Below are 17,493 nucleotides of genomic sequence, written 5' to 3'. Positions count from 1 at the left end.
GAAGACCCATAGACAAAACACAGGCAATCAAGCTTACAAAGCGAGTAGCCTACACAACATAGAGGAGTTACCTTGAGCACTAAACTAAAACAGTTTCTGCTGGACTCAGAGGCCAAGGCCTTTGACCTGGACCACCGGCAGAAGATACGTTTCAATATTGGCAAGTACAACGCGGCCGTGCATAACGGTATGCAGGCTTATGAGCACCATGAGCTGGCCCGGGAGCGCGCGTCCTTCATCAAAACCCAGACCATCAACAACCTGGACAAGTACCTGGTGGAGTTTGAGAATAACTTTACCAAGCGCGGCGGCAAGGTCATCTGGGCCCAGAACGCCGAGGAGGCCCTGCGCGAGATTGGCGCCATCATGAAACGCAAGCGTGCCAAGTCGGTGGTGAAGTCAAAGTCCATGATTACCGAGGAGATTCACATGAATGAGTTTCTGGAGAAGAATGGCATTGAGACCGTTGAGACCGACCTGGGCGAGTACATTGTGCAACTGGCCGAGCAGCGCCCCTACCACATTGTGACGCCCGCCATGCACATGTCCAAGAAAGACATCTCTGAGCTGTTCACCAAAAAACTAGGGATTCCTTTGACAGATGATGCCCAGGAATTAGTAGCCACCGCCCGAAAGCTGTTGCGTGATAAATACACCAGTGCAGAAGTGGGCGTGACCGGCGCTAACTTCATTTTGGCAGACATTGGCGGCATTGCGCTCACAGAGAATGAAGGCAACGCTCGCCTCTCCACTACCTTCCCGAAGACGCACATCGCCATTGTGGGCATTGAGAAGATGTTGCCGTCTGTGCACGACTTGGACTTGTTCTGGCCTTTGCTCAGCACTAGCGGTACCGGCCAGAACGTGACCATCTACAACACCATCCTCACCGGACCGCGCCAACCCACTGAGAAAGACGGCCCCGAGGAGATGTACGTCATCCTGCTGGACAACGGCCGCACCAACCTATTAGCCCAGCCTGAACAGCGCGAAGCCTTGAATTGCATCCGGTGCGGTGCCTGTTTGAACGTATGCCCCGTGTACAAGAACATCGGTGGCCATACCTATGAAACCACCTACAGCGGCCCCATTGGGTCGGTGATTACGCCGCACCTGGCGGGCATGGAAGAAAACAAGCACCTAAGTTTTGCCAGTTCTCTCTGCGGCGCCTGCACCAGCGTGTGTCCAGTCAAGATCAACCTGCACAACTTGCTCTTATTAAACCGCAAGCAAAGCGTGGACGAAGGTTTGGTGGACAAGAATGAAAAGCTGGCCTTTAAGTTCTGGGTACGCGCCATGAAAAGCCGCACTATGCTTAATCTGGCCCCCGCCTCGGTCAAGAACTTTGTGTTACGCCATGTCCAAAAAGAAACCTGGAGCAAACGCCGTGAGCCCCTGCTCGCTGCGCCAAAGTCGTTTAACGAGATGTGGCGAAAGCAACGAGGATAAGAAAAAAGACCCGCTTTATTAGCAGGCCTTTTTATTTTGGGGGAGGAGAAACACAGTCTCCAAATGGCATAAGGGGAAATGCGTTTGAGTTAAAACGGCTACCAGTTACGCTTCGGTTTGCTGGTGCCCTTCTTAGCTCTTTTCACCACCGGGTTATACTTTTTAGCCGTGGCGGCGCGGCTTAGCTTGGCGGTTTTCTTCTTTTTGAAGATAGGCAGTTTCCAGGTGGTGGTGGAAGTGGAGACTGTCCCAGCGGCAAACACCTCAGGCGTCAGGCCCACCAAAATGGAGGCGAGTACTAAAGCAAGTAGACTTTTTTTCATAGGGTAGATATGGAATTAGTGACACATGACCTATCCTACGAACTTGTCTTATCTGGGATTCACCGGAAGAGATGAGACAGCGCCAATCCGTTTTTGGCTTATTTCCCAGAAAACAGGCCAAAAACGGGTTTCTTATAATAACTTCAACGCCTTTATCAACCGCTCCATCTCGGCCTCAGAGACCGCCGGAAAATTAGCGATGCGTATATGCTGGTCTTTGTACTTGCCATACCCCGATCCCAACACCAAGCCCTGTTCTTTCAACTTAGAAATCACCGAAGAGGCGGGCTTCCCATGCACTTCGGCTACCAAAACGGTGGGCGACCTATGCGCCGGTTCCTGCACAAATGGACTGAACAACTCACTCTCTTCCAAAAAACCATATACCATGTCGGCTTTGGCTTCTGTCTCCTTTCTGATGGTGTCTAGGCCTTTTACCAGCATGTCTTCCACCACGTGCGTGAGCAGGTAAATGGCCAGGACGTTGGGCGTGCACGGCGTCTGGAACTGCTGGTAAAACTCATGCAACATGGCCATGCTGTAATGCCCACCCGTGTACTGCTGGCCCTGCAAAGAAGCAGCCTTTGCCAGACATCTTTCGTTCACCAGCCAGACACCCAATCCCGCCGGCAAGCCAAACCCTTTCTGTACCGAGAAGAACGCCGTGTCTACTAAATTGAAGTCCAGTTGGGCATACGGCGCCCCTGAGACCATGTCCACAGACAGCAGAGAAGTTGGGTAACGGGCTTTCAAGGCATGAATGTCTGTGACCGGCGTACAGACGCCGGAACTGGTCTCATTCTGCGCGATGCCTATCAGTTCTGCCTGCATTGGCACGTGCACCTGCGCCATGTCAAACCCCTCTCCGAACGGCACTTGATGCGCGTCTGCCTCTCTCCCCAGCCACTGCGCGTGCTCCAGGTATTTACCAGAGAAGGAACCATTCACCAGATGGAAAGAATGGCGAGCCGTCAGGTTTTGCAGGCTTCGCTCCCATATTTCCGTAGCAGATCCCGTAAAGTAAATTTCATAACCCGCATGCAGGTTGAAGAGCTCTTTTAGCGCCGCATCGGCCCGCTTGTACAAGTCCTTAAACCCTTGGCTCCTATGCGACTGCGACAAGACTTGACTGTTCAATGCCTGTTGCAGATGTCTCTCAACGGTTGGGTATAACTGCGCCGGGCCGGGTGTAAAGTAAACAGAAGCCATTTTGTTTAATGTGCTAATTGGTTAATGTGCTGATGTGCTATTCTTTGATTTGAAAATTTGCAGATGTGGAGATTTGGAAATGAGCAGGAGTTAGAATACAAGTTCCATTGCACACTTCTACTCTCGTTTTTAGCCTAGTTTCCAGAAAATACGCCAAAAACGCTTCTCAATCTACTCGTCCTTAAATCGCTTAATGAAATAAACTTGTGTCTTACATCTTGCGTCTTGTGTCTCAAAACTTAATACAGCGTTCTGGACTTGATGGTGTCAGGGATCTGCTTCAGTTCCCGCGTCATGGTTCGGTCATAGCTGGTGTCCACGTCTGTGATGACATACCCGATGGTCTCATTGGTCTTCAGGTACTGGCCCAGAATGTTGATGTTGTGCGCCGCCAGCACATTGTTGATTTTGGCCAGAATACCCGGCACGTTTCGGTGCACGTGAATGAGGCGGTGCGCGTTTCTAAGTTCGGGCAGTTGCAGGTTAGGGAAGTTGACGCTGTTGTAAGAGCCGCCCGTGTTGATGTAGTCTATCATCTTGGAAGGCACGTACTGGGCAATGTTCTCCTGCGCCTCTTCGGTGCTGCCGCCAATGTGCGGGGTAAGCAGGGTGTTGGGCAGGCCTCTCAGTTCAGACTGAAACACCTCATCATTGTTCTTGGGCTCATAGGGGAACACGTCTACGGCACAGCCTTTAATCTTTCCGGTTTTGATGTTGGCCGTCAACGCCTCTAAATCCACCACGTGCCCGCGCGACAAATTCAAGAAAATAACACCCGGCTTCATCTTCTCAAACTCCTGCGCGCCTATCAAATGCTTGTTCTCTTGGCGGCCGTCTACGTGCAAGGTCACAATATCTGAGATGGCCAGCAACTCTGCCAATGAATAGCAGACCTTGGCGTTGCCCAGCGCCAGTTTGTCCACGATGTCATAGAAGTAGACTTCCATACCCAGAGATTCAGATAGAACAGATAGTTGAGAACCGATGCTTCCGTAGCCCACAATGCCCAGCTTTTTGCCGCGTATCTCCCGCGCTCCCGCCGCTGATTTGTCCCAAACACCCTGGTGCAGCTTGTTGCTCTTCTCCACAATGCCGCGTGACAGCAAAAGAATCTCGCCCAAGGCCAACTCTACCACGCTGCGAGTGTTGCTGTAAGGCGCGTTGAAGACAACGATGCCGCGTTCTGTGCAGGTAGTCAAGTCAATCTGGTTAGTGCCAATACAAAACGCGCCAATGGCCATGAGCCGAGTAGCATTCTCCAGCACCTTGGCGGTGACCTGCGTCTTGGACCTGATGCAGAGAATGGACACGTTGTGGATGCGCTCGCAGAGTTCGTCTTCCTCTAAAGCACCAGAAATCACCTCTACCTGGTAGCCTTCGTTTTTAAAAAGTTGGATAGCCTTGTCATGGATTCCTTCCAGCACTAGGACCTTAATGCGGTTTTTGGGATAGGAGAGTGCGCTGGGTAGGTTGTTCACATACAGAAACTCGTCCAGGGTGGGCGTCACGTGGTCAGCTTTGTCCATGACGCTCTCACGCTCCACGTTCTCCGTGAAGGCGTAGAACTTGTCAGCGATGCCGGCGCCTTTGATTTCATAATCCGTGTAGCCGTCGCCAATCACGTAGATTTCGCCGGGCAGTTTCAAGGCCAGGATCTGCTTGCCCTTGCCCTGGTTCTGCGCCAGCACATTCTCGCGGTCAAAGCCTGTGATGTTTCCGTCTGCGTCATACTCAAAACTGTTCGCGAAGACGTTCTCGGGCTTCACGCCCAACTCCTGCACAATGGGCACAATGAACTCCCTGAACCCATTGGAGATAATATAAATATCATCCCGGAACATGTCAAAAAACGCCTTATTGTGCTTGAAGGACTCTGACACCTGCCCATGGAGCTGTCTTATCAATTCAGCCAGATGCGTGCGGTTGGCCTTCAGGAGGGCCAGACGGCGTTCCAGGGACTCGGTCAAGGGTATTTCGCCTTCCATGCCCAGGTCAGTGAGGCGCTGGATTTCGCGGAGGGTCTGTTGGCGTTGCTCGGGGTCTGGAATGCAGATGGTGCACAGCAGGTCCAGGGCTTCTACCTTGGTGAAGGTGCTGTCAAAATCTATGATAAAGTGCTTCTGGGTGGGCATGAGGGAATGCGTTTTACTCTAGGTTTCCTGTACTACGTTTCTGTCGCGTTGGTCAGCTAACCACGGTGAGACTTTCAGCAGAAAAAGTAAAAGGCGTTTTTGGCCTGATTCCTGAAAAACAAGCCAAAAACGCCTTCACCTCTGCACAAAGCAAAGCTTAGAAAAGGGCGGGCTGGCCTGGCCTTCTGGAGAAAGGCGTCACGTCATTGATGTCCGGTACGCGGCAGATGTAGCGGGCCATGCGCTCTACGCCAAAGCCAGCGCCGGCCGTCACGGGCAGACCTTCCTTGGCTACCTCCAGATAGTTTTTGAACACCTCTTGGTCCGTGCCGGTCTCTTCCATGCGCTTTAGAATCTGGTGGTACTCATGCTCGCGCTCGGCGCCAGACAAGCCTTCGCCAAAACCTTCTGGCCAGATGAGGTCATAGTTGAGGAACGTGCCCGGGCGGCTAAGGTCTTCCTTGTCATAGAACTCGCGGCGGTGGTTCAAGAGCCAGAACGGCGCACTTGCTTCCTTGGATTTTATCAGCTCAAAATCTGGGCCGTGTTGGGCTTCCAACTCTTCGGTTCTGTACACTTTTAATTTGTCAAAAACAGGCAGTAAACCGGGTCTGTATTTAGCCACAATTTGCGGCAATTGCGCGTTGACGGCGCAGAAAATATATTCCACCAAATCTTCCATAAACTGCCGCACATAAGCGCCATCCTGGTTCTTAAACTCAAAGTCAATTTGGGTAAACTCAAACATATGGCGGCCGGTAAAGGCACGGTCAGCAAACTCCAGACGCACGTTAGGGGATACGATGTAAATGGCGTCCAGCTCCTCGTTCAACAAGGCCAGCTGCTTGTGAAAGATCATGGACTTGGTCAGGCTCCAGCGGCTACCGGCGTAGGAGATGGCCGCGTCTACTACCCCGTGGTTTAAAGGATCTGTGATGGGCGACAGCATGAGGGGCATGAGTTGCACCAGCCCGCGGTTGAACATAAACGTGTGCGTTGCCCGTATGATAGCCTGTTGTACTTTGAGCACGTCTACCATGGCGGCGTTCTTTACCTGCGCCAGGGTAGCCTCTAGCGTTACTTCAGCGTCTGTGATAAGGTCAGTTTGCATGCCTTCTATTTTTTGTAAATGTGTTAACAAAATCAATTTTTACTTAACACAAACATACCAAACAAGGCTTTTATTTGATAATATTGTAAGGATAAAATTTATATATTAGTACATACATAAAATATGTTTATTTTTGTTGTTGATTTGATAAAAAGAGCTCTACACAATGCCTCAAGTTTCAGAAATTGATAATCTTGACCGGAGGATTTTATCCATGCTGATGCAGGATGCCACCCGGGCGTATACAGATATAGCAAAAGAGTTACAGGTTTCTGGCGGTACGGTGCACGTGCGCATGAAGAAGTTAGAGGAACTGGGCGTCATTAAGGGCTCGCACCTAGTCATCAATCCCAATGCGGTGGGTTTTGACATCTGCGCGTTCATTGGCATTTACCTGGAGAAGGGTTCTGTGTACCAGCAGGCCGTGGAGCAAATGCGCGAAGTACCCGAAATTGTGGAGATGCATTACACTACCGGCCAGTGGAGCATGTTTGCCAAGATTGTCTGCCGTGACACCCTGCACCTGCGCGAAGTCCTGAATGAGAAGATCCAAATCATACCGGGCGTAGAGCGCACAGAGACCATCATCTCCCTTGAGGAAAGCATCACCCGCCAGGTAGACATCTTGTAAAAGCTGGTACCCCACCAAACTACCTTGGCCTACCCAAAAAACGTTTATCTTTCTAAGCGATAGCCACCCCAGCCGGGACTTGTCTTTATGATGGATAGATTTACCTGTTCTCCCAACTACATCTGTTGGCTTCTTCTGCCCGTACTACTCTTGGTAGTCGTTTCCTGCACTCCTTCAGATCCCAACGCCAAGGTAAACCTCATGCACAACAAAGGCCGGAAAGTCTCTGTCATTGCCCACCGCGGCGCCTCTCAACTAGCCCCTGAGAACACCTTAGCGGCTATCAAAAAAGCCTTGGAGACCGAGGCAGATTTCATTGAGATTGACGTGCACCTGAGCAAAGACGGTGAAGTGGTGGTCATTCATGACGCCACCGTGGACCGCACCACCAACGGCACCGGCCAAATAGCCGACCTTACCCTAAAAGAGTTGAAAGAGCTTGATGCCGGCCAAAAGCTGGACTCTGCCTTTGCAGGCGAACGCATCCCCACGCTGGCCCAAGTACTCAAAGCCGTACGCGGCCAGAAGAAACTCCTCATTGAACTCAAGAAAGGCGAAAAAGACTACTACGAAGGCCTGGAACAGAAAACGCTGGACCTGCTGCGCGAGCATAACGCCACCAATTGGTGCGTGCTGCAGTCTTTCTATGATCCCATTCTGGAAAAGATCTGGCAGTCAGATTTCATGATTCCCACGCACAAGCTCATGATGGGTAAGGTGCCGTTTCTGCCCATTTTCTTTGACCACGAGTTTAAGTTTGGAGGATTTGACCGCTACCACAAAGCCGCCGCCATCAACATTCACCGCCACTTCGCGTCCAAGTCCTTTATCTCTTCTCTACACAACCAGGGCTTCAAGACGTTTATCTGGACCGAGGATGACCCCGAGAACATCAAGCAGCTTTTCAAAAACGGCGCCGACGGCGTCATCACCAACAGACCTGAGCTGATAGAAAGACCAAATTAGTCCTGAGTCCTGAGTCGAGAGTTTAGAATCCGTTTTTAGGCTATTTTCTGAGAAATAGCCCAAAAACGGATTCCATTAAAACGAAGAAGCCGCTCCTTAATGGGAGCGGCTTCTTCGTTTTAATGGAGTTTATCTTTATAGAAAGGCCTTACACCAAATCCATGTACGCGTCGGTCTCGCGGCGTATTTTCTCTTTGCCGGTTTTTAAGCGGGCTTGGGTGTTGGTACGAGCCAGTTCTAAGTCCACATCGGCGTCTGCTTTGACGGTCTCGCGGCGGTTGTAGCTGTAGTGCTCAATGCGGGCGTCTTTGCCTACGTCTTCAATGGCTTTGCGGGTGTCATACTCGCGGCGACGGCCTTCTAGTTTTTCCAGGCTGTCCAGTTCCACGGTAGATTCTACATCGCGGAGCAAATCATCATACGGGCCGCGCTTGGAGATGAGTTTGGAGAAGATAGGCGCGGTCTCCAGACAGATGAAGAGTAGCGTGATGAAGAGGCTGGGCAGCAGCGGAAGCTTCTCCATGGCCTCAATGCGCGCCATCAAACCACCGTAATTATCAAACCGTTCCTTGCCCTGCGCAATGCTTTTGTCGCGCTGGGCGGTGAGGGTGTCTATGCGTTTCTGGCGCTCGGCAATGAGCTGGTTGGTTTGCTCCTGTAGTTGCTTCAGCTCCAGGTCAATCTTGTCGTGCTGGGCTTTCTTCTCGGTGTAAATAGGGCCGCGGCCAATTTTTTTGGTACCGCCGGTGCCGTCGCTTTCGGCAGACATCTGGGTGTAGAGCGTGTCACGCTGGGCAGACTTGGTGGCTATCTCGGCTTTGAGGCGGTCAATGTCCTTGCGCACCGAGTCGGTCTCGGTGAACTGCTTGTTTACCAGCTTCTGGTGCTCCAAGGCTAGCTCGGCCTTCTTCTCCATGAGCACACTGTCAATCTCCTTCTCAAATATGCGTAGCTCCAGGGGTTTGGAAATGACAATGGCCAGCACCAGCGCCAGCAAGATACGCGGCAGCACCTGCAGGAACTCGCGGCCAAAGCGGCCTTCTTTGCGCAGGGTAGAAACAATGAAACGGTCCAGGTTGAAAATCACGGCGCCCCACAGCAGGCCAAAGGCCACGGCGAAGGGAACGGAGTCAAACACGGTGTAGAGGGCGTAGCCACCAGAAAGGGAGGCCAGGATGCCGGTAAAGAGGACGGTAGCGCCAATACCGCCAAACTTGATGTGTTCAGATTTTGGGCACTGTGCCAGAATGTGGTCATCGGCGCCGGCACACCACCAAAAGAAGTTTCTCATAACATGCAGGGATGCAGGAACATCCGTCTTAAAATTAGTTTCTGGGTAACGCTAAAAATGCGGGAATTGTATAGTAGATGATAAAAAGTTGGCAAACATACAGAAACCGCCCCGGCTTTTCTCTATGTTGAGAAGGCCGAGGCGGTAACTAACAGAAAATGAGATAGGTTCCAGCTAAACAGTTTACTCTCCTTCGCCTAGTTTGTCATACAGCAGAAGCGAGCCGCAGGCACTGGCCAGCACCATCTGCATATCTGGGCTCAGGCCTTGCTTGAGCCAGACCTTGCCGGTGTTCATGGTCTGCACCGTGGCTAGAATCTCTCCGTTCACAGAGAACTCATAGCCCAGGTTCTTGTCTGAGGGAAAAGACTTTCGCTGCCACTTGTAGATGGGTTGTATTTCTATTTCTTCTTTGCCGTTGCTAAGGCTTCCTTTAAAGTTAAGGCGCTGCATGTAGTTTCCAGGATCTGCCAGGGCCAGTTGCCAAACGCCGCTTGTAGGGGACTGGAACTGGGCTTGCAGGAACTCGCGCTGCTTGTCCAGAGAAGCCGAAAGTCCTCCTCCCACTTCTACAGCCGACGAACTGTGCAAAGCTGCCGCCAGCACGTACCAGGTTTTCTGCTGGGCGGTATCCTGTACCGCAAAGGTGTACCGCTGGTAGGCCTCAGACACCTTGCGCCAGAAGGCGTCCTGCTCATCTGTCCTTCTGGTCCAGCCGCGTTTTATGTCTTGCAACTGGTACGGCCCAAACCGGAAGCCTTTCTCCTTGCCCAGTAAGCTCATGCGCATGACCGGACGGCCCTCTACGGGTAGTTCTGTGGCTTTTTCTTTAAAACTCTGGCTTATCTGCATGTCTGGCACAGAGCAACCCGCGGCCATGAGCAGAAAAAATGAGAAGGCAATTAATACCGAAGCACGATGGGCAGTCATAGAGTTGCTGGTTTTTAATAGTTTCTGTAAAAACAGGCCAAAAACGACCTGAAGGTTATGGGTTTACACGAAGGGTAGTATGCGGGATTTTTTAGAATGAAACTGGCTTGCCTCCGTAGTAAAGAGTAGACCGTTGGGGCGGTGGTTTCCCCTATGCCAGCGCAGGTTTTCAGTTAAACTGGAAAGGATTTCGTACCTTATCTATTCTTTTAGGGCGCCAGAGCGCGTCTTCACCTAATTTGATTGCATGGTTTTAGACGTCTATACCTTCCTGATTATCCTGAGCGGCCTGGTGGTGGTCTCCTATCTGTTTGATGTTTTGTCTAAACGCACCAAGGTGCCGTCTGTGATCATGCTCCTTACCGCGGGCATTCTGTTACAGCTGGCCAGCACGTATTTTGGCGTGCGTACGCCGCCTTTGCGCAACATCCTGGAACTGTTTGGCATCATTGGCCTTATCTTGATTGTCTTAGAAGGGGCTCTGGACTTAGAACTCTCCAAAGAGAAACTGCCGGTCATCCGGAAGTCGCTCATCACCGCCACTTTAACGCTGCTCATCACCACGGCACTCATTGCCCTCTTTGTGCAGTTTTGGCTGGAGGTGGATTACAAGGTGGCGTTTATCAATGCCATTCCGTTGGGCGTGATCAGTAGCGCCATCGCCATTCCCAGCGTCTCTAACCTTACCCCAGAAAAGCGCGAATTCATTGTCTATGAGGCTACCTTCTCAGACATCATTGGCATTATGCTGTTCAACTTCGCCATCCAGAACGAGCAGATTGGGTTTGGGTCTTTTGTAGGGCTGGGCGTGGACATCTTCACCATCCTGGCCATCTCTGTGGTGTGCTGCCTGGTGCTGCTGTTCTTTCTGGACAAGATTAAAAGCCACATCAAGTTTTTCCTGATCATTGCCCTGCTCATCTTGCTGTACTCTATTGGCAAGAAGATGCACCTGTCCTCTTTGCTCATGGTCCTGGTCTTTGGTCTGATGCTCAACAACGCCGCGCTGTTTGTGAAAGGCAAGATGGCCAACTACCTGCACGTGGGCAACCTAGGCTCAGAACTAAAGCAACTGAAGCAGATCAACGGCGAGTCGGCGTTTGTGATCAGGACCTTTTTCTTTCTGCTGTTCGGGTTTTCTATTCAGCTGGAGGACTTGTACAGCCTGGATGTCTGGGTGTTGGGCTTCACCATTTTCTCCATTACGCTGCTGGTGCGTTTTCTGTATTTGCAGTACGTGGCCCGCACGCCGCTCATTCCAGAACTGTTCATTGCCCCCAGAGGCCTCATCACCATCCTTTTGTTTTACAGCATCCCTGCGCAATACCGCATTGAGGGCTTAGGCGAAGGCGTCTTGTTCTTTGTGGTGATTTTAACGAGTCTTTTGATGATGCTGGGTTTGCTTTTGACCAAGCAGGATGTGGAGGATATTCCTAATTATTGAGTCCTGAGTAAGTAGCTTCTTCGTCCCTCTTTGAAGGGGGGTAGGGGGATGACTTGCTCAATGTGATTCATTCTTCCCGCCTCTGCCTTCCAACTCTTACTTCTTAACTTTCAACTCTTAACTCTCCGTTGAGGCGTTTGTCACTTTTCTCCTTGATGTTCAACCTAACCAAAAGAATCAAGAAGAAAAGAAACTCGCTGCCGCTCAGACAGCTTTTCTTCGGATTGTGCACCTGGCTAGAGCTATCTGTTCCTTAGCCCGCTTAGGCCATTGCCAAATGAAAGGCCATTACTCGGTCCCTGCCCATGCTCCGGGCGCACAGCCAAGGCTGCCCTGCGCAAGGTCGGTCGGCTGGTTTATTGGTGAGCGAGCCGTTGCAATGCGTTTACCACCCTGCGGGCGTGAGAATATAAAAAGCCCGTTTTTGGTCTGTTTTCAAGAAAACAGACCAAAAACGGGCTTTGCCAATAAGACTTGACTCAGGACCCGCGACTCAAAACTCTACTTAGTCCTCGTCAGGAAGGATTTCTACGTCTTGCACTAGGACCATATTCTCTATTTCGCGGCCGCGGGGCGTGTTGGCGAGGCCGCCTAAGGCAGTTTCTTTGTACTTGGTTTCCATGCTCTGGCCTACTTCTCCTAGGGCCATCACGCACTGATCTACTGGTATCACTGGGTTGACGCCGGCAATGGCAATCTGGGCGCTGGAAAAAGCAATGGCGGCGGCGCTGGCGTTGCGCACCACGCAGGGCACTTCTACCAGCCCGGCCACCGGGTCGCAGATTAAGCCTAGCATGCATTGAATGGTCACGGCCACGGCCGCAAAAACCTGGTCCACGTTCCCGCCCAGACAGTAAACGATGGCACCCGCACCCATGGCAGCGGCACTGCCGGTCTCAGCTTGGCAACCGCCCACGGCGCCGGCCAGAGAGGCGTTGGTTTCAATGATGAGCGCAATGCCCGCGGCAATCAAAAGGCCTTCGTGGATTTTACGGTCGTCTAGTTTGTGCAGGTCCTGAATGGTGGTTAAGATACCCGGCAAAATGCCCGAGGCGCCCGCGGTAGGCGCAGCCACCACGCGGCCCATGCAGGAATTCACTTCTTTGGCTCCCAAGGCCCGGCTTATCAGCATCTGGAACTCTGGCGACAGCACGGTCACAGGCGCTTTTGCCACCATCTTGGCACCGTTGTTTATCATGCCCGAGCGGGAGGTCATGTCTTCGGTGAGGCCGGTGTGCACGGCGTCGCGCATGACGTCATAGGCGCGGGCCAGACCGTCCCAGATCACGTCTTCGGTGCGGCCCTTCTGCTCTATCTCATAGTTGAGGACGGCTTTCCAGAGAGGTTCACCTGTCTCGGCACAATGTTTTCCCCAGCTCGCGAAATCGTTAAATAGTAATGCCATATGGTTAGGACTCAAGAATCAAGATATAAACACACCAGACGCACAGGTTTACAACCCTGAGAGGGCTTGCGCATATGCGTTCAGCCTTTAAATTTACGGAAAGAAACACAGATTCTACTGCTCTCCCCGTTCTGTAGAAGCGAAATCCAGCCTGGGTTAGTTCCGGCATCGTTTTTTGCCTGTTTTCTGGATTTCAGCCCAAAAACGACCTTGCTCATGCTGGCCACGCTCTTACGCCAAGTTCCGTATTTCACTGAAGAAGACGTAGCCGCCTTTGTGCCGCTCTGGAACAAGCAGGTGCAGGTAAAACGCAACGACTTTCTCATACGTGAAGGCCAGGTGGAACAGCATCTGTACTTTGTATTGAGCGGCGCGTTCAGGCTGTATTACCCCACGCCCCAGGAGGACATCTGCGTGGGCTTCGCGTACCCGAACACCTTGATTACGGCGTTTCCGTCTTTGGTCACGCAGACGCCCTCTACTTATTGCATACAGGCTTTGAAGAAGAGTGAGTTGCTGGCTATTTCCAGGGCAGATTTTTACGCTTTGCAAGAGGAGCGCCCGGTGTTTGGCAGGTTCTGGCGGCACGAGCTGGAGAAAGCCCTCATTGGCAAGATGGAACGGGAGATTGACCTGCAACTCCTGGACCCGCAGCAGCGCCTGGACCGGCTCTTGGCCCGAAGCCCGCATATCTTCCAGCTGGTGCCCTTAAAATACATAGCCTCTTACCTGCGCATGACGCCAGAAACTCTAAGCCGCATTCGTAAATATTGATTTGCATCAAGGATTTGAAATACGCGGCCCTCTACCTTTGGTAAAAAAAGATAACGCTATGGAAACCAACACCTTTCTCGCCCAATTACAAGACCGCGTTCAGCAAATAAAAGCCACCGCGCAGGCAGAATTTCTATCTCTAGAACCAGCCGCGCTCAACTTCAAGCCCCAACCCAACAGCTGGAGCATTCTGGAATGCCTGGAGCACTTGAACCGTTACAGCCGCTTCTACCTTCCTGCCTTTGAAAAAGCCATCGCCCCGGCACTGGCCTCCGGCTCTGCCCAGCTAGTGAAGTACTCTTGGTTTGGCAAGAAATCTTTGGAAATGGTGAACCCCGCCGGCGCTAAAAAGCACAAAACCCTGGCCCGCATGAACCCGCAGAACAGCCAGCTCACCAAAGCCGTGTTAGACGAGTTTCTGCAACACCAGGACACGCTACTGCATTTGCTAAGCAAAGCCACCACGGCAGACTTGAACAAGAAAACCGTGCCGGTAGAGTTCTTTCAGTTGTTGAAGTTACGTTTAGGCGAGGCGCTGGAGTTTGTGGTGCTGCATGAGCAACGCCATCTGCAACAGGCCCTGCGCGTGAAGGCAAGCGCCGGTCAGCCGCTGAGCTTGGTAGTGTAAAGAGAGAAGCGTTTTTGGCTTGTTTTCTGGAAAAGAGGCTAAAAGCTTTTACCCTTCTGCTTGTTTCTTTCTGGGTTTCATCGCTTTCCTCAGCGTCCTCACCCACCAATTCCAGTTGCTGTGCTTTTTGTCTTCTGTGAAATGGTTTTCCACTTTATCAAAGGCATCCTCCATGAAAGCGTCATGCATCCAGCGTATAGCCACCGCCCATTTAATGGTTGCCGCGCCTGAGGTGGTCATGTCAATCACATGGGAAAGCTCCGTTTTATCAGGGGTAATCTCAGTTAAGGCAAATGTATGGCAACCGTCAAAGCCTTTTAAATCGAACCGAAAAGTAATGGAGTCGCCTTCCTGGTAATTAGTGACTGAATACTTGATGGGTCCATGCCCCCCCTTTGAGCCCACCTGTAGACCCTTGTCCAGTATCAAGGGAGACCATTTGTCAGTGGCCAGCATCATGTCATTCTCTGAGGCCAAGGTGTTAAATAATTTGGCTACCTCGTGCTTTGGCTGGTTGATTTCCCTTTTGTGAATATTGAGCACTTTCATAGGACGTTGAGTTCAGTGGAAAACTGCCGCTTACACGACAGATGAAGAAAGGTACTACTCAGCCAGAGCCGTTACGCCTTGGTGTAAAAGCAAGGATATAGGGTGCTTACTTCTTCTTTTTGTTGGCATTGTAGCGGTTGATGACCTCAAACATGTCAATGTCAAGCAGCGGGGTTTCCTGGATGTAGTTCACTACGGCGGGGTCATCTTGAAGGTAGGCCGACACTCTTTTTTTAAAGCCCAGACCGTTGTAGGTGGTGGCTTCTTCTTCATTGTCGCGCTTGACCAGGTAGTAGTTAACGGCGCCTACTTGTCCGCCCGCGATCTGCACCACGTACAGGTTCACGGGGCCTTCTATCATCTTCTGCATCAAGAGGCTTTTCTTAGAACCTTTGGGCTTGATGTTCTCCAGCTTCAACGTCTCTTTGCCCGAGGTAAAGGTAATGCGGGCCACCTGGTCTGTTTTATATTCTGTGACGGTACCGGTCTCGGTTGGCTTAAATTTAACGGTCTTGGCGTCTGGCTTGGGGTTGTCTACCAACCCCTTCTTTACTTCGCCGTTCTTGAGGTGCAGCGTAGAAGCCACAAACTGCGCTTGTACGGTTGAGACTGTCAATAGCAGGCTTAGGGAGAGGAGAAAAGCTTTCATGCACGTAGAGGGAATTGTGTTAAGTTACAGCGTGCAAGTTTAAGCGTATTTCCGGAATTGGTATATATATTAAATTGAATATTACTATTGGGGGACAAATCTCTGATATCTGGGCTAAATTCAGGGAAGCGTTTTTGGCTTGTTTTCTGGAAAAGAGGCTAAAAACGGCTAGGCTATCCTTTCACCTAGTGAGAGTTACCCTTGTGCCTCACCTGTTTATTCTGTCTTTCCTTTTGAGGCTAAGATTGCGATGGCAGATATGACAACAGGCAAAAACAGGATTAATAGATTTCTTATAGCTACAAAAGAGTCTTCAAAACCAGCACCGGCCATAAAAAGGAGGGGCATAAATATGATGAATAAGACTCCAAAAACCAGTGAGACTACAGCTGAAAGCTTAGAAAATTCTTGCGCTTTAAATTCTGGCAGTCCATATTTTCTTGCATGCCCTCCTGTAACAGCCATCAGGAAACACATACCAATAGCAATAGTCCCTGCCCAACTAATCCCCTCTGTGAACATCATTAGCAAGCCCGCTAAAGAGGTGAGAGAAAAAATAATCAGTGCAAACCACGCACATGCTCTAACAATTTTTCCTTTCATGTATTGCAGTGTTTAAAAGCTGTTAACGGTTGGTGTAAGTGTAGTGCAGGGGTTTGATTAATCTAGGAATTTAGCTGTTTTACCCGCACTAAGTTTACATAACGTTATCATTTGTTTTCTTTCTGCTTATTGATTTAACCCCGAAGGATAGTAGCAGCCCTATCAAGGCTATAAAAAACAGACTTGTGGAGATACTTTTAATAACTGAAAACACATTTGTAAAAGATACCAAGTCCTGAGTCAGGTTAGGATAGCGGTTCAGCATTACTATTATCCCAACATTCTCAACATAGTCTGCTACTGCACTTATTATTGGCAGAACACCTATATACAGATAATGTGTATTTAGCTTCTGGAGTTTTTTTAGAAAATATCCTGTGAGCAAACAGTAGGAAAGCCCAAATAGAATTGGATATACCATGTCTGGGGGAATTTGAGTAGTTAGATACGCCTGACGTCCCTCTTCTCCCAATGAGCTAAATAATGTATTCACATAGTTCAAGTCATACCCAGTTGGCATCATGTCTAACAATTTCATTCCGTTAGAGAATTTCATTGTTCCAGGAATTGTAAAGGCCAGCATGTAGACATACACAGCATTGGTCAGAAGAAAGAGTGCTAAGACCTTTTTCCCTGCAATGTTTCGTTCTATTAGTGTAAGTAATCGTTTCACGTTTCTTCAAATAAGTACTAACGAACTGGTATATGAGGCGTGCGAGGCCGCCGACAGGAGTATGATTTTTACTCCTTATTATCATCTGTACTCTTTATTTTTCTTTAAGAAAGTATTCTCGGTTAGCCAATAGATTTTCAAGTTCATAAAACCAGAAATTACCTTCACCCACAGCTTTCTCATCTATTGACTTTAATTGAAGGGTAAGTCTTTCATATTGTTCATCTGTGAAATTGGAGTCAAGGAAAGCGTCCTCTCCATTCAAGCTTATCACTTCTTTGCCGAATTCCTTGAAGGCAGATAGAAACTGAAATAGCTCATTCACTGAAGTATTGACAAAGGTACTTTCTAATTCCTGCTCATGGTCTAGGACGACTACTTGACCATTATTCATCAAGTCAATGCAAAATGGATTGCCAGCACCTTCTGAACCAATGATTAGGAGAAACTCATGAGCAAATTCATCAGTTTCATAAACATGATGAATCGATTGTAGATTTAAAGTCGCTTCCTCATGCCCAAATGTGAGAAATGGAGCAGCGGATTTTGGGAGCCCAACTATAGACAGAAATTGAGTTGTCTCATCATTGGCTCCCTTTTTTGAAAGTAAGCCAGCATCAAATTTTGACAGCTCTTCACTAGTCCAACATTTAAGCAATACTTTGTAATTCATACTTATAGGTGCTAACCATCGTGTAAGTGTAAACATACACTTATCTGCACTAT

The 17,493-nt window shown here is 50.1% G+C and carries 18 protein-coding genes; 6 read left to right on the top strand and 12 right to left on the bottom strand.

Going from position 1 to position 17,493, the window contains the following annotated elements; translation table 11 throughout:
* Nucleotides 1–72: 72 nt before the first annotated feature.
* A complete protein-coding gene (locus ABD880_RS14810; protein ID WP_345167700.1) occupies nucleotides 73–1,449 on the top strand; it encodes a LutB/LldF family L-lactate oxidation iron-sulfur protein in 1,377 nt (458 codons plus the stop codon).
* A gap of 98 nt (nucleotides 1,450–1,547) precedes the next feature.
* Here ABD880_RS14810 and ABD880_RS14805 read toward each other — a convergent pair whose 3' ends face one another.
* The 4 genes from ABD880_RS14805 to ABD880_RS14790 all read right to left on the bottom strand — a co-directional run bounded on the left by ABD880_RS14805 (nucleotide 1,548) and on the right by ABD880_RS14790 (nucleotide 6,224).
* Nucleotides 1,548–1,772, bottom strand: coding sequence for a hypothetical protein (locus ABD880_RS14805; RefSeq protein ID WP_345167697.1), 225 nt, complete (start codon nucleotides 1,770–1,772; stop codon nucleotides 1,548–1,550).
* Between the two features lie 132 nt (nucleotides 1,773–1,904).
* Complete coding sequence (locus ABD880_RS14800; protein WP_345167694.1) at nucleotides 1,905–2,981, bottom strand: aminotransferase class V-fold PLP-dependent enzyme; 1,077 nt, start codon at nucleotides 2,979–2,981, stop codon at nucleotides 1,905–1,907.
* A 239-nt stretch (nucleotides 2,982–3,220) separates the two neighbouring features.
* On the bottom strand, nucleotides 3,221–5,113 hold the full coding sequence (gene serA, locus ABD880_RS14795; RefSeq protein ID WP_345167691.1) for a phosphoglycerate dehydrogenase: 1,893 nt from the start codon (nucleotides 5,111–5,113) through the stop codon (nucleotides 3,221–3,223).
* A gap of 157 nt (nucleotides 5,114–5,270) precedes the next feature.
* The gene (locus ABD880_RS14790; RefSeq protein ID WP_345167688.1) at nucleotides 5,271–6,224 is read right to left on the bottom strand and encodes an asparagine synthetase A; all 954 of its coding nucleotides are present in this window, start codon (nucleotides 6,222–6,224) and stop codon (nucleotides 5,271–5,273) included.
* A 166-nt stretch (nucleotides 6,225–6,390) separates the two neighbouring features.
* Between ABD880_RS14790 and ABD880_RS14785 the strand changes: the two genes are divergently transcribed.
* Both ABD880_RS14785 and ABD880_RS14780 read left to right on the top strand, forming a co-directional pair.
* The gene (locus ABD880_RS14785) at nucleotides 6,391–6,855 is read left to right on the top strand and encodes an Lrp/AsnC ligand binding domain-containing protein (protein ID WP_066506483.1); all 465 of its coding nucleotides are present in this window, start codon (nucleotides 6,391–6,393) and stop codon (nucleotides 6,853–6,855) included.
* An 87-nt stretch (nucleotides 6,856–6,942) separates the two neighbouring features.
* A complete protein-coding gene (locus ABD880_RS14780) occupies nucleotides 6,943–7,821 on the top strand; it encodes a glycerophosphodiester phosphodiesterase (RefSeq protein ID WP_345167683.1) in 879 nt (292 codons plus the stop codon).
* A gap of 148 nt (nucleotides 7,822–7,969) precedes the next feature.
* On the opposite strand, the gene ABD880_RS14775 is transcribed toward ABD880_RS14780, so the two are convergent.
* Nucleotides 7,970–9,112 (bottom strand): DUF4407 domain-containing protein, encoded by a 1,143-nt coding sequence (locus ABD880_RS14775; protein WP_345167681.1) that lies wholly within the window; start codon nucleotides 9,110–9,112, stop codon nucleotides 7,970–7,972.
* A gap of 183 nt (nucleotides 9,113–9,295) precedes the next feature.
* Nucleotides 9,296–10,042 (bottom strand): hypothetical protein, encoded by a 747-nt coding sequence (locus tag ABD880_RS14770; RefSeq protein WP_345167679.1) that lies wholly within the window; start codon nucleotides 10,040–10,042, stop codon nucleotides 9,296–9,298.
* Between the two features lie 247 nt (nucleotides 10,043–10,289).
* Here ABD880_RS14770 and ABD880_RS14765 point away from each other — a divergent pair, with 247 nt between their 5' ends.
* A complete protein-coding gene (locus tag ABD880_RS14765) occupies nucleotides 10,290–11,486 on the top strand; it encodes a cation:proton antiporter domain-containing protein (protein WP_345167676.1) in 1,197 nt (398 codons plus the stop codon).
* A 505-nt stretch (nucleotides 11,487–11,991) separates the two neighbouring features.
* On the opposite strand, the gene sdaAA is transcribed toward ABD880_RS14765, so the two are convergent.
* Nucleotides 11,992–12,891 carry an L-serine ammonia-lyase, iron-sulfur-dependent, subunit alpha gene (gene sdaAA / locus ABD880_RS14760; protein WP_345167674.1) on the bottom strand — a complete coding sequence of 300 codons (900 nt, stop codon included), beginning with the start codon at nucleotides 12,889–12,891 and terminating at the stop codon, nucleotides 11,992–11,994.
* A 216-nt stretch (nucleotides 12,892–13,107) separates the two neighbouring features.
* Between sdaAA and ABD880_RS14755 the strand changes: the two genes are divergently transcribed.
* Nucleotides 13,108–13,665: a Crp/Fnr family transcriptional regulator gene (locus ABD880_RS14755; protein WP_345167671.1), complete on the top strand. Its 558-nt coding sequence runs from the start codon at nucleotides 13,108–13,110 to the stop codon at nucleotides 13,663–13,665.
* A 58-nt stretch (nucleotides 13,666–13,723) separates the two neighbouring features.
* A complete protein-coding gene (locus tag ABD880_RS14750) occupies nucleotides 13,724–14,293 on the top strand; it encodes a DinB family protein (protein WP_345167668.1) in 570 nt (189 codons plus the stop codon).
* A gap of 48 nt (nucleotides 14,294–14,341) precedes the next feature.
* Here ABD880_RS14750 and ABD880_RS14745 read toward each other — a convergent pair whose 3' ends face one another.
* From ABD880_RS14745 to ABD880_RS14725, 5 genes are all read right to left on the bottom strand, one after another.
* A complete protein-coding gene (locus tag ABD880_RS14745; protein ID WP_345167666.1) occupies nucleotides 14,342–14,842 on the bottom strand; it encodes a hypothetical protein in 501 nt (166 codons plus the stop codon).
* A 106-nt stretch (nucleotides 14,843–14,948) separates the two neighbouring features.
* Nucleotides 14,949–15,491 (bottom strand): hypothetical protein, encoded by a 543-nt coding sequence (locus ABD880_RS14740; protein WP_345167664.1) that lies wholly within the window; start codon nucleotides 15,489–15,491, stop codon nucleotides 14,949–14,951.
* 216 nt (nucleotides 15,492–15,707) lie between these two features.
* Nucleotides 15,708–16,094, bottom strand: coding sequence for a hypothetical protein (locus ABD880_RS14735; RefSeq protein ID WP_345167661.1), 387 nt, complete (start codon nucleotides 16,092–16,094; stop codon nucleotides 15,708–15,710).
* 94 nt (nucleotides 16,095–16,188) lie between these two features.
* On the bottom strand, nucleotides 16,189–16,767 hold the full coding sequence (locus ABD880_RS14730) for a hypothetical protein (RefSeq protein WP_345167660.1): 579 nt from the start codon (nucleotides 16,765–16,767) through the stop codon (nucleotides 16,189–16,191).
* A 94-nt stretch (nucleotides 16,768–16,861) separates the two neighbouring features.
* Entirely contained in the window at nucleotides 16,862–17,440 is a 579-nt protein-coding gene (locus ABD880_RS14725; RefSeq protein WP_345167658.1) for an SUKH-4 family immunity protein, read from the bottom strand.
* Nucleotides 17,441–17,493 lie beyond the last annotated feature (53 nt).

It is taken from the genome of Nibribacter koreensis (genome assembly GCF_039541795.1).
Classification (GTDB): Bacteria; Bacteroidota; Bacteroidia; order Cytophagales; family Hymenobacteraceae; genus Nibribacter; species Nibribacter koreensis.
Note: the sequence above shows the minus strand (reverse complement) of the source record. Positions and strands in the feature narration are given on the sequence as shown.

Coding starts and splice junctions, on each gene's coding strand:
- ABD880_RS14805 (WP_345167697.1), bottom strand. CDS start 1,772: ATGAAAAAAAGTCTACTTGCTTTAGTACTCGCCTCCATTTTGGTGGGC.
- ABD880_RS14790 (WP_345167688.1), bottom strand. CDS start 6,224: ATGCAAACTGACCTTATCACAGACGCTGAAGTAACGCTAGAGGCTACC.
- ABD880_RS14735 (WP_345167661.1), bottom strand. CDS start 16,094: ATGAAAGGAAAAATTGTTAGAGCATGTGCGTGGTTTGCACTGATTATT.
- ABD880_RS14755 (WP_345167671.1), top strand. CDS start 13,108: ATGCTGGCCACGCTCTTACGCCAAGTTCCGTATTTCACTGAAGAAGAC.
- sdaAA (WP_345167674.1), bottom strand. CDS start 12,891: ATGGCATTACTATTTAACGATTTCGCGAGCTGGGGAAAACATTGTGCC.
- ABD880_RS14800 (WP_345167694.1), bottom strand. CDS start 2,981: ATGGCTTCTGTTTACTTTACACCCGGCCCGGCGCAGTTATACCCAACC.
- ABD880_RS14785 (WP_066506483.1), top strand. CDS start 6,391: ATGCCTCAAGTTTCAGAAATTGATAATCTTGACCGGAGGATTTTATCC.
- ABD880_RS14770 (WP_345167679.1), bottom strand. CDS start 10,042: ATGACTGCCCATCGTGCTTCGGTATTAATTGCCTTCTCATTTTTTCTG.
- ABD880_RS14765 (WP_345167676.1), top strand. CDS start 10,290: ATGGTTTTAGACGTCTATACCTTCCTGATTATCCTGAGCGGCCTGGTG.
- ABD880_RS14750 (WP_345167668.1), top strand. CDS start 13,724: ATGGAAACCAACACCTTTCTCGCCCAATTACAAGACCGCGTTCAGCAA.
- ABD880_RS14775 (WP_345167681.1), bottom strand. CDS start 9,112: ATGAGAAACTTCTTTTGGTGGTGTGCCGGCGCCGATGACCACATTCTG.
- ABD880_RS14740 (WP_345167664.1), bottom strand. CDS start 15,491: ATGAAAGCTTTTCTCCTCTCCCTAAGCCTGCTATTGACAGTCTCAACC.
- serA (WP_345167691.1), bottom strand. CDS start 5,113: ATGCCCACCCAGAAGCACTTTATCATAGATTTTGACAGCACCTTCACC.
- ABD880_RS14725 (WP_345167658.1), bottom strand. CDS start 17,440: ATGAATTACAAAGTATTGCTTAAATGTTGGACTAGTGAAGAGCTGTCA.
- ABD880_RS14745 (WP_345167666.1), bottom strand. CDS start 14,842: ATGAAAGTGCTCAATATTCACAAAAGGGAAATCAACCAGCCAAAGCAC.
- ABD880_RS14780 (WP_345167683.1), top strand. CDS start 6,943: ATGATGGATAGATTTACCTGTTCTCCCAACTACATCTGTTGGCTTCTT.